The organism is Achromobacter sp. Marseille-Q4954, from assembly GCF_943737025.1.
Lineage (GTDB): Bacteria > Pseudomonadota > Gammaproteobacteria > Burkholderiales > Burkholderiaceae_B > Achromobacter > Achromobacter bronchisepticus_A.
On the sequence record NZ_CALSFQ010000004.1, the window covers coordinates 503,139 to 516,919 of the forward strand.

Here is a 13,781-nt window from a genome sequence, read left to right on the forward strand (position 1 = left end):
TGCCTTCAGCTCTCGCGCAGATACTCGGTGGGCGGGCGGCCCAGCACCCGCCGGAACATCGTGGAGAAGGCCGCCGGGCTCTGGTAGCCGAAATCCAGCGCAATGGCGGTCACCGACTCGCCCGAGGCCAACCGGGCCAAGGCCAGCACCACGCAGGCGCGCTGCCGCCATTCCGAAAACGCCATGCCCGTCTGCTGTCGGAAATGGCGGCTGAAGGTGCGCGGGCTCATGTGCAGGCGTTCGGCCCAGGCCTGTGGCGCGGCGCGCGCGTCAGGCGCCGCGATGAAGGCCTTGCACAAGGGCGCCAGGCGCCTGTCGCGTGGCAGCGGGATATGCAGCGGCAGCACCGGCGCGCGCTCGACCTCATGCAGCAGCAGGGCCGCCAGCGCGCCGTCACGCCCCGCCAGATCGTAGGCGGGAGGCATGTCGACCGCGTCCAGCAATAGCTGCCTCAGCAGCGGCGACACCTCGATCACTTCGCAGGCCTCGCGGTCCGCGCGCGCCGCTCCCGGTTCGATGTAGGCGCTGCGCGTGCTGACGTCCAGCATTCGGACCTGATGCGTCACGCCGGCCGGGATCCATACCGCGCGCTGCGGCGGCACCACCCAGTTGCCATCGCGCGTGACCACGTGCATGACGCCGGTTGCGCCATACAACAGTTGCGCGCGGCGATGCGCGTGGGCCGGCAGCAGCCGGCCAGGCGGATAGTCGTTGCCGATGGCGACGACGGCGCGGTCCAGATGGTCGTAGCGGTCGATGTGGGTATTGCGCATAGTCTGGGACGCATAGCCTGTCTGAGGCGCATGGCCTGGGACTCATGACCTGTTGATGCCGCGTGCCCGGCGGCAGGTCGATTGGCCGAAACTCGAACATTATTGTCTCATCCTCGAAAGCGGGCCACCCCCGACCGCCGTATCGTGGCGTTTTCCCCCTGGAAGGACGCAGCAATGCTTTATCTGGTTCTGGCCCTGTTCGGCTGCTTGAGCGGCGTAACGACCGTGCTGTTCGGCTTTGGCGGAGGCTTTGTGGTGGTGCCCGTGCTGTATGCGGTGTTGACGGCGGCGCACGGCGCGCACGACGCCATCGGCCTGGCGGCCATGCACATCGCGGTGGCCACGTCCACCTGCGTCATGATCGTGAATTCGGTGGCGGCCACGCGCAAGCACCAGCGCGCCGGCAACATCCTGCAGGCCTATGTCTGGCCGCTGGCCGGCTTCATCGCCGCCGGCGCGGCGCTGGGCGCGCTCGCCGCCACGCGCGCCAGCGGCGACTTCGTGCGCTACGCCTTCATCGCCTATCTGGGCGTGACCATCCTGGATTGCCTGCTGCGCCAGGGTTTCATGGCCCAGGAGGACGCGCATCCCCGGCCTCTGGACCGCGGCGTCCTGGTCGGCGGCGGCGTGATCATCGGCGCGGTGGCAGCCTTCCTGGGCGTGGGCGGCAGCGTCATGACGGTGCCGCTGCTGCGCCGCCGCGGCCTGCCCATGGCCAAGGCGGCGGCCATGGCCAATCCGCTGACGCTGCCGGTGGCGGTGGTGGGAACACTGGCCTACATGGCTGCGGCCGGCGGCCTGGCCGACCCGCTGGCGCCCTGGATCGTGGGCTATGTGGACCTGCTGGCCTTCGCCGCGCTGGCGCTGGGGTCGCTGGCCGGCATCCGGCTGGCCGCGCCGCTGATCCCGCGCATCCCGGACCGCCTGCACGCCCGCGTCTACGTGCTGCTGCTGGCGCTGGTGCTGCTGAGCATGCTGCTCGTATAGACCCGTCCCGCATAAATTTAAGGAAACATCGCGGCCAGCAGCGACTACGAAACCGCGCAAAACGTTTCGGCCGCGCCCCGGGGGGCTCCCTCCCGGGGCGCGCGCGCATCCCGTGGCCTGCCGAAACAGGAAAACACATCGCGAAACTTGCCCCCGCACCGTCCGGGTCGTCATCATGGCCCGACATTCAACCGGAACAAGGAGGTTTCATGCAGCGTTCCACTTATGCATTCCTGTCCGCCGCCCTGCTGGCGACGGCGCTGTCCGGTGCTCCCGCCCTTGCGCAGCAAGCCAGCCAGGCGCAAGGCCAGGCCCAGGCTCAACCGCGCATGGCGCCCCCGCCCGCGATCCAGCCGACCGACCAGCAATTGCAGCGTTTCGCTTCGGCATCGCAGAAGATTTCCGGCGTCGTCGACGAGTACCGCCCCAAGGTCGACGCCGCCAAGACGGATGCCGCCAAGCAGAAGGTCGTCGAGGAAGCCGACGCCAAGATGGTGAAACTGGTGCAGGCCGACGGTCTGAGCGTCGACGAATTCAACGGCATAGGCCAGGCCATACAGCAGGACCCCCAGCTCAAGCAACGCCTGATGAGCATGAGCAAGGGCGCCCCCGCCGCGAAGTAAGGCTCTCCGAGAGCCAGCCCTGGCGCCATCCGCCCATTACGGGTGGATGGCGTTTTTTTGCTTGCCGGCCGCCGCCCTGTTCTGCTTCAACCGTCCCGCGGCGGCCTTCAACAGCCGCTGGAAAGTCGGGCATTGCGCATGGTTGGCGGCGGGACACACCGCGGCATGGCGCAGGCCCTGGCTCATCGCCCGCAGGCGCTTGATGGCCGCATCGATGCTGTCGGCCTTGTCCAGCAACAACTGCCTGTCCACCCGCAACGCGCCCTCGGGCGAGAGCATGGCCTGGATCTCGTCCAGCGACAGGCCACCGGCCTGCCCCAGCGCGATCAGCGCCAATTGATCCAGCACGCCAGGCGCGAAACGCCGGCGTTCGCCGGCGGCGCTGACCGCCTTGATCAAGCCCTTGTTTTCATAGAAGCGCAGCGTGGAGGCCGGCAGGCCCGTGCGCCGGGCGACTTCCGAAATATCCATGGCGCCCTCCTTGACTTGAAGTTGACTTCAACTTCTATCATGCCTGCAAACAATGCGGTCAGCAATGCAAGGAACAAGACATGGAATCGATGGAAGTGGCGGCAAAAGTGGTTTTGATCGGTATCGGCGCGACGATCGTGATGGACGTGTGGGGCATGCTCCAGAAGGCCTTGGGCATGCCCACACTGGGCTATGCGCTGGTCGGCCGGTGGGCCGGCCACCTGTGCCGGGGCACGCTTGCCCACGCCAATATCGGCCGGGCCGAGCCCGTCTCGGGCGAATCGGCGCTGGGATGGACGATCCACTACGCCGTGGGTCTCGTCTTCGCCGCGCTGCTGGTCGGCATCGAGGGCGCGGCATGGCTGCGCGATCCCACATGGCTGCCCGCCCTGGCCGTGGGCGTCGCGACCGTCGTGATGCCGTTTTTCGTCATGCAGCCCGCCATGGGCGCGGGGATCGCCGCGTCCCGCACGCCCACGCCCTGGAAGAACCGCCTGCGCAGCCTGGCGACGCATGCGGTGTTCGGCTGCGGCCTGTATCTGTCGGCGGCGGCGCTCAGGCAGGTGTGGAGCTGACCGCGGCGCAAGGCGCCCGCCCGCCGTCTGTCCTGCGCAACCGGTTATCCTGTTCCGGTTTCCCTCACCGACACGTAGAAGGAGCGCAGTATCTTGACCCCGGATCTCACTCTCTATGACCTGGCCGGCGCCGATGCGTCGCTGCGCTTCAGCCCGCATTGCTGGAAGACCCGCATGGCCCTGGCCCACAAGGGCCTGACCGCGACGACCGTGCCGTGGCGCTTCACGGAAAAGGAAGCCATAGACTTTTCCGGCCAGAAACTGGTGCCGGTGCTGGTGCATGGCGAACATGTCGTCAGCGATTCCTGGCAGATCGCCTGCTACCTGGAAGACACCTTCCCCGAGCGGCCCTCGTTGTTCGGCGGCGCCAGCGGCCGCGCGCTGAGCCTGTTCGTGAATTCATGGTCGGACACGACCCTGGTGCCGACGCTGGCGCGGTTGCTGCTGCCCAGCATCCACGGCCTGATCCACGAAAAGGACCGGGACTATTTCCGCGCCACGCGGGAGAAGCGCTTCGGCAGGCTGGAAGACCTGCCGGCGGGCTATGAAGACCAGATCGCCGCGCTGCGCGCGGCGCTGCTGCCCTTGCGGCAGATGCTGGGCAAGCAGCCCTATCTGGCAGGCGCTCAGCCGGCCTATGCCGACTATGCGGTGTTCGGCATGTTCATGTGGGCGCGCTGCACCAGCACGCTGGAACTGCTGGCCCAGGACGATCCGGTCCACGCCTGGCGCGAGCGCCTGCTCGACGCGCATGACGGCCTGGCCCGCCGCGCGCCGGCGGCGCAAGCCTGAGCCGCCGCGCCCGGTCTGTCTGCGCTAGGTCTTCAGCCGGTAACCGGTCTTGAAGATCCAGCGCACCCCAATCAGGCAGGCCAGCAGGAACACCAGCGTCATGCCCACGCTGACGCCGACGCTGACGTCCGCGACGCCATAGAAGGCCCAGCGAAAGCCGCTGACCAGATACACCACCGGGTTGAACAGCGTGGCGGTCTGCCAGAACGGCGGCAGCATCTTGATGGAATAGAAAGTGCCGCCCAGGAAGGTCAGCGGCGTGATGATCATCAGCGGGATGATCTGCAGCTTTTCGAAGCCGTCGGCCCAGATGCCGATGATGAAGCCGAACAGGCTGAAGGTCACGGCCGTCAGCACCAGGAAGCCCAGCATCCAGAACGGATGCGCGACCTCGAACGACACGAACAGCCGCGCCGTGGCCAACATGATGAGCCCCAGGATGATGGACTTGCTGGCTGCGGCGCCCACATAGCCCATGACGATCTCCACATAGGAGATGGGCGCCGAGTGGATTTCGTAGATGGTGCCCGAGAAGCGCGGCATGTAGATGCCGAAGGACGCGTTGGCGATGCTTTGCGTCAGCAGCGCCAGCATGATCATGCCAGGCACGATGAAGGCGCCGTAGCTCACGCCGTCGATCTCGACCATGTGCGAACCAATGGCTGAACCGAACACCACGAAATACAGCGAGGTGGAGATCACGGGCGACAGCACGCTCTGCATCAGCGTGCGCCACGCGCGGGCCATTTCAAACAGGTAGATAGCGCGGATGGCGTAGAAGTTCATGATTGACCGTGCACCAGGCTGACAAAGATATCCTCGAGAGAGCTTTCCGACGAATTCAGGTCGGTGAATTCGATCTCCAGGCGCGACAGTTCATGCAGCAGCCGGGAGATTTCCCCGCCGCCCTGGTTGTCGTAGGTGTAGACCAGCTTGTGCCCGTTGTCGGACAGGTCCAGCTGGAAGGCGTCCAGCGCCGTCGGGATGCCCGGCAGCGGCGCCTTCAGGGTCAGCGCCAGCTGGCGCTTGCCCAGCTTGGCCATCAGCGCGTGCTTCTCTTCGACCAGGATGATCTCGCCCTTGCGGATAACGCCGATGCGGTCGGCCATTTCCTGGGCTTCCTCGATGTAGTGCGTGGTGAGGATGATGGTGACGCCGCTTTCGCGCAGCCGCCGCACCATTTCCCACATGCCGCGCCGCAGCTCCACGTCCACGCCGGCGGTGGGCTCGTCCAGGAACAGGATCGCGGGTTCATGCGACAACGCCTTGGCGATCATGACGCGCCGCTTCATGCCGCCCGACAGCGCCATGATGCGGCTGTCCTTCTTGTCCCACAGGGACAGGTCGCGCAGCACCTTCTCGACGTAGGCGTGGTCGGTCGGCTTGCCGAACAGGCCGCGGCTGAAGTTGACGGTGTTCCAGACGCTTTCGAACGCGTCGGTGGAAATTTCCTGCGGCACCAGGCCGATCTTGGCGCGGGCCGCGCGGAACTCCGTGACGATGTCGTGGCCATCGGCCAGCACGCGGCCGGCGGTGGGATTGACGATGCCGCAGATGATGCTGATCAGCGTGGTCTTGCCCGCGCCGTTGGGCCCGAGCAGGGCGAAGATCTCGCCGCGCCGGATGTCCAGGTTCACGCTCTTGAGCGCCTGGAATCCGGATGCGTACCGTTTGGATAGATCCTGAACTGAAATGACCGGCTGCACACGCGCCCCCGACTGGATGGATAGCCAGGGATTTTAACCGTCACGCGCGACAGGCTTGTTCGCCGTGACGGAACAGTGTGTTTGGCGGGCTGATCAATCCCTGCTCAACGCCCCCAGCGCAGGACCAGCGGATCCAGGCGGCTCGCGGTCTCCAGCAGGCCCTGCCGGACCTCCGCGCGCATGGCCGGCCACGGGTGCCGCGGCGCATCGCAGGCGATCACGCCGCCGGCCTTCATCAAGGCCTTGGCCGTGAGGATGCCGCCCTGCCGGTTCTCGTAATTGATCAGGGGCAGCCAGCGCTCGTACAGGCGGTAGGCCTCGTCGCGCTTGCCCGCGCGGTGGGCCTCGATGATGGGCCGCAGGCCATCGGCGAAACCGCCGCCGGTCATGGAGCCGGTGGCGCCGGCATCCAGGTCGGGCAGCAGGGTGATGGCTTCCTCGCCGTCCCAGGGGCCTTCCACGGCGTCCCCGCCCAGCGCGATCAGGTCGCGCAGCTTGGAGGCCGCGCCCGCGGTCTCGATCTTGAAATAGGCGACGTGCTCGATCTCGCGCGCCATCCGCGCCAGCGCCGCGGCCGACAGCGGCGTGCCGGCGACCGGCGCGTCCTGGATCATGATGGGGATGTCCACCGCGTCCGACACGCGCTGGAAGAATCCCGCCACCTGTTCCTCGGACACGCGGATCGTCGCGCCATGGTAAGGCGGCATGATCATCAGCATCGCGGCGCCCTGCTCCTGCGCGCGCCGGCTGCGCGCAGCGCAGACCTGGGTGCTGAAGTGCGTGGTGGTCACGATCACCGGCACGCGGCCGGCGACGTGCTCCAGGATGGTCCGGGTCAGGATTTCGCGCTCGTCGTCAGACAGCACGAACTGCTCGGAGAAGTTGGCCAGGATGCAAAGCCCGTCGACGCCCGAGTCGATCATGAAATCCACGGCCCGCTTCTGGCTGGGAAGGTCCAGCTCGCCGGATTCGGTGAAGGTGGTGGGCACGACCGGGAAGATGCCGCGATAGCGCGGGTTCTGGTAGGTAGCCATGGTTATTCGATGATGTTGAAGTCTTTGAGGTATTCGGTCTTCAGCGTCAGGCCCAGCCCCGGCTTGTCGTCGTCCAGGTCGATGAAGCCTTCCTTGGCCACCGGCTCGCCATCGAAGATGTAATAGAACAGTTCGTTGCCGACCTCCACGTCGAACATGGGGAAGTACTCGCTCATGGGCGAGGCCAGCGTGCTCATGGTCAGGTGGTAGTTGTGCATCTGGCCGGCATGCGGCACCACCGGCACGCTGTAGGCCTCGCACAGCGCGTTGATCTTGTGCGCCGCCGTGATGCCGCCGACGCGGTTGGTGTCGTACTGCACCACCGACACCGCCTTGCGGTCCAGCAGCTGCTTGAAGCCGTAGAGCGAGAATTCGTGTTCGCCGCCGGAGATCGGGATCGAGGTGAGCTGGTTCAGTTCCGCATAGCCGTCGATGTCGTCGGCGATGACGGGTTCCTCCAGCCAGCGCGGCTCGAACTTCTCCAGCTTGGGCAGGATGCGCTTGGCGTACTCAAGATTCCAGCCCATGTAGCACTCCAGCATCAGGTCGGTGTCGTAGCCGATCACCTCGCGCACCGCCTCCACCGACTTCAGGTTCTCCGACACGCCTTTCTGCAGGTGCGCCGGGCCATAGCCGAAGCGCATCTTGAAAGCGGTGAAGCCCTGGTCCAGATAGGTCTGGGCCTCTTCCTGCATGGCCTTCAGGTCGGTGCGATAGAGCTTGGAGTAATAGACCGGGATCTTTTCCTTGGTGCGGCCGCCCAGCAGCTTGAAGACTGGCTTGTTCACCGACTTGCCCAGGATGTCCCAGATGGCCAGGTCCACCGCCGAGATCGCCGCCATGGTCACGCCCTTGCGGCCCCAGGCATGGGTGGACCGATACATGCGCTGCCACAGGTATTCGTAGTCCCAGGGATCCTGCCCGATCACCAGCGGGGCCAGGTACTGGTCGATGATGGCCTTGGCCACGCGCGGCGCCAGCGCCACGTTGCCCAGGCCCACGATGCCGTCGTCCGTCTCCACCTCGACCACGGTCCAGCCATGGAAGCGGAAGGTGCTCATGGTTTCCTGCTTGGAATACAGCAGGTCCATGGCGTTGGAGCAGAAATTGCCCTGCGGCGGCACGGTCTTGCCGGTCCACTCGTAGACGCGGGCGCGGACGGATTTGATCTTCATGAGGAGTTCCTGCTTGGAATAAGGGTATGGAATGAAAGCGGCGGATCAGCCGGCCTGCGTCCGCGCGGCGCGGTGCGACAGGCCCATGCGGCAGGCGATGAGAAAGGCCTGCCAGGTGGCGTCCAGGTTGGCGCGGCCGAGGCCTGCGATGTCGTACGCCGTGCCGTGGGCCGGCGTGGTGATGGGGATGGGCAGGCCGCCCTGCACCGTCACGCCGCGCGAGAAGCCCAGCAGCTTGATCGCGATCTGGCCCTGGTCGTGGTACATGGTGACGATGGCCTGGAACTCGCCGGCCTGGGCCTTCAGGAAGATGGTGTCGGCGGGGAACGGCCCTTGCACCGGCAGCCCCTCTTCATTCAGTTGCCGCACGGCCGGCGCGATGATGTCCACCTCTTCGCGGCCGCAGGTGCCGCCGTCGCCGCCATGCGGGTTGAAGGCCGCCACCGCCACGCGCGGCTCGGCAATGCCGTTGGCCTGCAGCGAACGGTAGATCAGTCGGGTGGCGTCCTTGATGCCGTCGATGCTGAGCGCCGCCGCCGCGTCCTTCAGCGGGATATGCGAGGACACGCGCGAGGTCCACAGGTCGCCCAGGGTGTTGAACTCGCAGAAGTAGCCGGTCACGCCCAGGTACTGCGCAAAATGGTGCAACTCGTCGTCATGCCCCAGGCCGCCCAGCTTCATGGCGTACTTGTTCAAGGGCGCGAAACAGATGGCGTCGACGTGGCCGTCGCGCGCCGCGTCCATGCAGGCGTTGAGCACCCGCAGCACCGACGCGCCGCCCGCGGCCTCGGCCTGACCCACATGCACCTGGCCGGGTTTGATGGTGTCCACCCCCAGCCAGGCGGGCGCGCCGGTGTCCGGCCGGCCGCGCACCGCCTCGATGCTGTCCACGGGCTGGGTGGCGACCTGCACGCCCGCCACCCGCTGGCCTTCGCGCCACAGCCACTCGTCGCCCACCAGCACGATGTTCGCCTGCTGCGTGGCTTCTGGCCTGGCCAGCAGGCGGGCGATCAGTTCGGCGCCGATGCCGGCGGGGTCGCCCAGGGTCAGGGCGATGACGGGTTTCTGCTGCGTGCTCATGTCTGGGTCATTCCACGGAAATGTTGTTCTTCTTGATGACGCCGGCGTAGCGCTGGTTCTCGCTCTTGTGGAACTGCGCGAACTGCTCCTGGCTCATCGGGTTGATATCGGCGCCGATCGCCTGCAGGCGGGTCTGCGTGTCGGGCAGGGCCAGGATGCCGTTGACGGCGTCATGGATGCGCTTCTGATTGGCGGCGGGCGTGGCGCTGGGCATGTAGATGCCGTACCAGGCGCTCATTTCCACGCCCGGCACGCCGGCCTCGGCCATGGTCGGCACGTCGGGCAGCTGGGCGTTGCGCTTGGCGCTCAGCACGGCCAACGCGCGCACCTTGCCGCTCTTGATATGGGGGATCACGGAAGACGCGGTCTCGAACGCGATCTGCACCTGCCCGCCCATCAGGTCCACCAGCGCCGGGCCGCTGCCGCGGTACGGGATGTGGATCATCTGCACGCCGGTGGCGTCCTTGAACAGCTCGGCGGCGATGTGCTGGGTGCTGCCGGAACCGCTGCTGGCGAAGTTGTAGGTGCCGGGCTTGCTCTTGAGCAAGGCGATCAATTCCTGCACCGACTTGGCCGGCACGTCGTTGTTGACCACCAGGATGTTGGGCACGGCGCCCACGAACACCACCGGCGTCAGGTCGCGGTCGTTGTCATAGCCCAGCTTCAGCAGGTGCGGCGCGATGGCATGGGCGGTCGACACCCCCATCACCATGGTGTGGCCGTCCGTGGACTTGGCCGCCAGGTCGGCCGCCAGCGTGTTCGACGCGCCCGGCTTGTTCTCGACCACCACGGTCTGCTTGAGCAAGGGCCCCAGCTTGTCCGCCACGGCGCGCGCCATGGCGTCGGTGCCGCCGCCCGGCGCGGATCCCACCAGCAGGCGCAGGGGCTTGTTGGGCCAGTCTGCGGTCTGCGCCTGGACGGGCGCCAGGGCCGACAGGCACAGGGCGCCAGCCGCCATCGCGGCCAATAGCCGAGTCTTCATGGTTGTCTCCTTGGTTGATGTTTTTTTGCCCTTGCGGGGGCAATCTTTTGTGGGTCCATCTTAGAAAGAAGTGCTGTTTCCGTAAAATGAAACTTTTACACCAATCGTTCACCTGAGGCGATCAATCATGGAACGCGCGATCCACGTCCCTACCCTGCTGGCCCGGCTGCGCATGCGGCAGATCGTCCTGCTGCTGGCGATCGAGGAGCGCGGCACGCTGCGCGCCGCCGCCAACCAGCTCAACATGACCCAGTCCGCAGCCAGCAAGATGCTGCATGAACTGGAACTGGCCATCGGCCAGCCGCTGTACGGACGGGTCGGCCGGGGCCTTGCGCTGACCGCGGCGGGCGAATGCGTGATGGGGTACTTCCGGGGCATGCGCGGCACGGTCTCGTCGCTGGCGCGCGAACTGGAGGAGCTGCGCCTGGGCAGCGCGGGCAAGCTGTTCATCGGCAGCATCATGGCGGCTTCGCCCGGCCACCTGACCGACGCCCTGCTGCGCCTGAAAGAGACTTACCCGCTGCTCGCGGTGGAGATTTCCACCGGCACCAGCGACCTGCTGATGGGCCGCATGAACGAAGGCAAGCTGGACGTGGTGATCGGCCGCATGCTGACGCCGTCGGACAGCCAGTACGTGTTCCGCCCCATCGGCGATGAAGCGCTGTCCGTGATCGCGGCGGTGGACCATCCGCTGGCCGGCCGCAAGCGCGTGAGCTTCGAGGCCATGCTGGCCTATCCCTGGGTATTGCAGCCGCATGGCAGTCCGATGCGCGACGTCATCGAACAGGAGTTCCGCTCGCACGATGCCGCCACGCCCAAGGGCCTGATCGAATCGGCCTCCATCCTGACCACGACCAACCTGGCGATGAAGTCCACGATGCTGGGCGTGATTCCGGAATCGGTGGCCAGCCGCTATGCGGCGCATGGTCTCCTGGCGATACTGCCCTACCAGATCCGGCAGAGCCTGACGGCCTTCGGCAGCATCGTGCCGCGCGACCGGCCGCTGAGCGCCGCGGCTAGGCATTTCGTGGGCTTGCTGCACGGCGACGCAGCGGCTTGAGAGCGCGCAATGCAAAGGGGGAAAACGCCCGCGGCGCAGGAGAAAACAGCATGCGGCGCAGTACAATCGCGTGTTGCGCATCGCGCGTTTTTTACACTGAGGTCCACACGTGAGCGCACTGCCCGCCTGTCCCAAATGCCAGTCCGAATACACCTATGAAGACGGCGCCCTGTACGTCTGCCCGGAATGCGCGCATGAATGGCCGGCGCAGGCCGCGGAATCTGCCGATGAAGCCGCCCGCGTCTACCGCGATTCGGCCGGCAATGTGCTGCAGGACGGCGACACCGTCACCGTCATCAAGGACCTGAAACTCAAGGGTTCCGGCGGCGTGGTCAAGATGGGCACCAAGGTCAAGGGCATCCGCCTGGTCGATGGCGACCACGACATCGATTGCAAGATCGACGGCTTCGGGGCGATGAGCCTGAAGTCGGAGTTTGTGAAGAAGGTATAAGCCGCCACTTGCGACGGCTCCGGGGGTGCGGCAGCGCCGCGCCCTGGCTACAGGTCCTCGGGCTCCTCGGCCTTGGGCATCAGGTACGCGGTCAGCGTGCTGGACAGCCCCGCCATCACCCACAGCACGAAGAAAGCCACCGTGTAGAAGCCGGTGCGCCCGGTGGGCACATGCCCGAAGATCGCCACGTCCAGGGGATCGATCAGGGCGAAGATCAGCGCGCTCCCCGCCGCGGCCGCCATGAAGGACGGCCACAGGATCCACATCAACGATCGCAAGCCCATCTGTGTTCTCCCCGGTTACGGATTGGCGCTGGGCGCCGCCTGCTCGATGACCAGGCCGCGCTTGACCACGCCCTCCTGGATCGGCTGGTTGCTGAAATTGGTGAAAGCGAAATAGATCGTGACGAAGCAGCCTATCATGGCCGCGAACGGGCCGGCCATCAGGATCCAGGGCCAGGGCTCGCGATACCAGGGCTTGGCGGTCTTGGCGGGTTGGGCGGCGGTCATGGGCTTGTCCTTTTCAGTATTCAGTCGGGTACGTAGAAGCTGGCGGGCTCGTCGGTCTCGACCGCACGGCTCTCGCCGTCCTGGCCGCGCGCGCGCAGCGTGATGGCATGGGCGCCGGGCTCGGCGCCGGCCGGCGCGCGGATGACCATGGGCACCAGCTTGTTGGCCGCGGCCTCGACGTCGACGGTGTCCGAGCCTTGTCGTCCGGTCATCACCTTCAGGCCGGGCATGCCGTCGGCCGAGAGCTGCAGGCGCATCGGCTGGTCGGAGGTATTGATGATCTGCAGGCGGTACACGTTTTCGATCATGCCGCCGGCCACTTCGCGCCCCAGCGCGCCGCGGTCGCGGATCACGTCCACCCGCAGGGGGTTGCGCATGGCCAGCGATGCGACGAAGGCGATGGCCAGCGCCAGGATCAGCGTGCCGTAGATCAGCACGCGCGGGCGCAGCAGATGGGAGCGCGCGCTCTTGGCGGACAAGCCGTCCAGCATGGCGCGTTCCGAGGTATAGCGGATCAGGCCGGGCTCGTACTGCATCTTGTCCATGACCTGTTCGCAGGCGTCGATACAGGCGCCGCAGCCTATGCACATGTACTGCAGGCCGTCGCGGATATCGATGCCGGTCGGACAGACCTGCACGCACAGGCTGCAATCGACGCAATCGCCCAGCCCGGCGGCCTTGTGGTCCACCTTGCGCGAGCGGCCGCCGCGCGGATCGCCGCGGCGCTTGTCGTAGGTGACCACGAAGGTGTCGGGGTCCACCATCACGCTCTGGAAGCGCGCGTAGGGGCACATGTACTTGCATACGGATTCGCGCATGAAGCCGGCGTTGCCCCAGGTGGCGAAGCCGTAGAACAGCATCCAGAACCACTGCCAGGGGCCGAGTTGCAGCGCGAACAGCTCATGGCCCAGTTCGCGGATGGGCGCGAAGTAGCCGATGAAGGTGGAACCCGTCCACCAGGCCAGCGCGATCCACAGGAAATGCTTGGTGATCTTCAGGCGCGCCTTGCGCCAGGTCCAGGGCGATTCGTCCAGGCGGATGCGCGCGACGCGGTCGCCTTCGACCTTGCGCTCGATCCACATGAAGATTTCGGTATAGACGGTCTGCGGACAGGCGTAGCCGCAGAACAGCCGCCCCGCCACCGCGGTGAACAGGAACAGCGCCAGCGCCGAAATCACCAGCAGCACCGCCAGATAGACCACGTCCTGCGGCCACAGCACCAGGCCAAAGAGATAGAACTTGCGCGCGCCCAGGTCGAACAGCACGGCCTGGCGGCCGTTCCATTGCAGCCAGGGCAGGCCATAGAAAATCAGCTGGGTGAGGAAGACGAATGCGATGCGCCAGCGGGCGAAGATGCCGCTGACGGACCGGGGGTAGATCTTGCTGCGCACGCCCGCCAGCGTCTGCTCCAGGGTTTCCGTCCCGGGGCGCGGCGGCTTTACGTGCGGCCGCCAAGGCGGCGGGTCACCGTCAGGCGAATTGCCGGTCCTTGCGGCTGACCCATCTTCCATTTCCTGCTCCCTGCTGTATGTCCAGTGATATGGGGGCCACGCCAGGCGCGGC

17 protein-coding genes are annotated in these 13,781 nt (G+C 66.4%); 6 read left to right on the forward strand and 11 right to left on the reverse strand.

Annotation, left to right across the window (positions count from 1 at the left end; all coding sequences use genetic code 11):
* Window positions 1–5: 5 nt before the first annotated feature.
* Entirely contained in the window at window positions 6–773 is a 768-nt protein-coding gene (locus tag NGK62_RS30630; protein ID WP_059372510.1) for an AraC family transcriptional regulator, read from the reverse strand.
* A gap of 174 nt (window positions 774–947) precedes the next feature.
* On the opposite strand from NGK62_RS30630, the gene NGK62_RS30635 reads away from it, so the two are divergent.
* Entirely contained in the window at window positions 948–1,760 is an 813-nt protein-coding gene (locus NGK62_RS30635) for a sulfite exporter TauE/SafE family protein (protein WP_251881874.1), read from the forward strand.
* Window positions 1,761–1,969: 209 nt separating this feature from the next.
* On the forward strand, window positions 1,970–2,383 hold the full coding sequence (locus tag NGK62_RS30640; protein WP_059372506.1) for a DUF4168 domain-containing protein: 414 nt from the start codon (window positions 1,970–1,972) through the stop codon (window positions 2,381–2,383).
* Between the two features lie 36 nt (window positions 2,384–2,419).
* Here NGK62_RS30640 and NGK62_RS30645 read toward each other — a convergent pair whose 3' ends face one another.
* Window positions 2,420–2,854, reverse strand: coding sequence for a helix-turn-helix domain-containing protein (locus tag NGK62_RS30645; protein WP_251881875.1), 435 nt, complete (start codon window positions 2,852–2,854; stop codon window positions 2,420–2,422).
* An 80-nt stretch (window positions 2,855–2,934) separates the two neighbouring features.
* Between NGK62_RS30645 and NGK62_RS30650 the strand changes: the two genes are divergently transcribed.
* The gene (locus NGK62_RS30650) at window positions 2,935–3,429 is read left to right on the forward strand and encodes a DUF2938 domain-containing protein (protein ID WP_251881876.1); all 495 of its coding nucleotides are present in this window, start codon (window positions 2,935–2,937) and stop codon (window positions 3,427–3,429) included.
* Window positions 3,430–3,522: 93 nt separating this feature from the next.
* On the forward strand, window positions 3,523–4,221 hold the full coding sequence (locus NGK62_RS30655; RefSeq protein WP_059372498.1) for a glutathione S-transferase family protein: 699 nt from the start codon (window positions 3,523–3,525) through the stop codon (window positions 4,219–4,221).
* 24 nt (window positions 4,222–4,245) lie between these two features.
* Here the strand turns inward: NGK62_RS30655 and NGK62_RS30660 are convergent, their stop codons facing one another.
* The 6 genes from NGK62_RS30660 to NGK62_RS30685 form a co-directional block, all read right to left on the reverse strand.
* Window positions 4,246–5,007, reverse strand: coding sequence for an ABC transporter permease (locus NGK62_RS30660; RefSeq protein ID WP_059372491.1), 762 nt, complete (start codon window positions 5,005–5,007; stop codon window positions 4,246–4,248).
* Entirely contained in the window at window positions 5,004–5,927 is a 924-nt protein-coding gene (locus NGK62_RS30665) for an ABC transporter ATP-binding protein (RefSeq protein WP_059372488.1), read from the reverse strand. The genes NGK62_RS30660 and NGK62_RS30665 overlap by 4 nt, the downstream gene beginning before the upstream one ends.
* A gap of 104 nt (window positions 5,928–6,031) precedes the next feature.
* Window positions 6,032–6,961 carry a dihydrodipicolinate synthase family protein gene (locus NGK62_RS30670; RefSeq protein ID WP_251881877.1) on the reverse strand — a complete coding sequence of 310 codons (930 nt, stop codon included), beginning with the start codon at window positions 6,959–6,961 and terminating at the stop codon, window positions 6,032–6,034.
* A 2-nt stretch (window positions 6,962–6,963) separates the two neighbouring features.
* Window positions 6,964–8,136, reverse strand: a complete 1,173-nt coding sequence (locus NGK62_RS30675; RefSeq protein ID WP_118932506.1) for an L-rhamnonate dehydratase — start codon at window positions 8,134–8,136, stop codon at window positions 6,964–6,966.
* A 45-nt stretch (window positions 8,137–8,181) separates the two neighbouring features.
* Window positions 8,182–9,216 carry a 4-hydroxythreonine-4-phosphate dehydrogenase PdxA gene (locus NGK62_RS30680; protein WP_118932507.1) on the reverse strand — a complete coding sequence of 345 codons (1,035 nt, stop codon included), beginning with the start codon at window positions 9,214–9,216 and terminating at the stop codon, window positions 8,182–8,184.
* 7 nt (window positions 9,217–9,223) lie between these two features.
* Window positions 9,224–10,198, reverse strand: coding sequence for a Bug family tripartite tricarboxylate transporter substrate binding protein (locus NGK62_RS30685; protein ID WP_059372475.1), 975 nt, complete (start codon window positions 10,196–10,198; stop codon window positions 9,224–9,226).
* 127 nt (window positions 10,199–10,325) lie between these two features.
* Here NGK62_RS30685 and NGK62_RS30690 point away from each other — a divergent pair, with 127 nt between their 5' ends.
* The gene (locus NGK62_RS30690) at window positions 10,326–11,258 is read left to right on the forward strand and encodes a LysR family transcriptional regulator (protein WP_251881878.1); all 933 of its coding nucleotides are present in this window, start codon (window positions 10,326–10,328) and stop codon (window positions 11,256–11,258) included.
* A gap of 109 nt (window positions 11,259–11,367) precedes the next feature.
* Entirely contained in the window at window positions 11,368–11,709 is a 342-nt protein-coding gene (locus NGK62_RS30695) for a zinc ribbon domain-containing protein YjdM (RefSeq protein ID WP_059372471.1), read from the forward strand.
* 47 nt (window positions 11,710–11,756) lie between these two features.
* On the opposite strand, the gene NGK62_RS30700 is transcribed toward NGK62_RS30695, so the two are convergent.
* Genes NGK62_RS30700 through ccoG form a run of 3 tightly spaced genes read right to left on the reverse strand, consistent with a single transcriptional unit; the run spans window position 11,757 to window position 13,729 of the window.
* Window positions 11,757–11,993 (reverse strand): hypothetical protein, encoded by a 237-nt coding sequence (locus tag NGK62_RS30700; RefSeq protein WP_059372469.1) that lies wholly within the window; start codon window positions 11,991–11,993, stop codon window positions 11,757–11,759.
* Between the two features lie 15 nt (window positions 11,994–12,008).
* The gene (locus NGK62_RS30705; RefSeq protein WP_059372466.1) at window positions 12,009–12,218 is read right to left on the reverse strand and encodes a FixH family protein; all 210 of its coding nucleotides are present in this window, start codon (window positions 12,216–12,218) and stop codon (window positions 12,009–12,011) included.
* Window positions 12,219–12,238: 20 nt separating this feature from the next.
* Window positions 12,239–13,729 carry a cytochrome c oxidase accessory protein CcoG gene (gene ccoG, locus NGK62_RS30710; protein ID WP_118932509.1) on the reverse strand — a complete coding sequence of 497 codons (1,491 nt, stop codon included), beginning with the start codon at window positions 13,727–13,729 and terminating at the stop codon, window positions 12,239–12,241.
* Window positions 13,730–13,781: the final 52 nt, after the last annotated feature.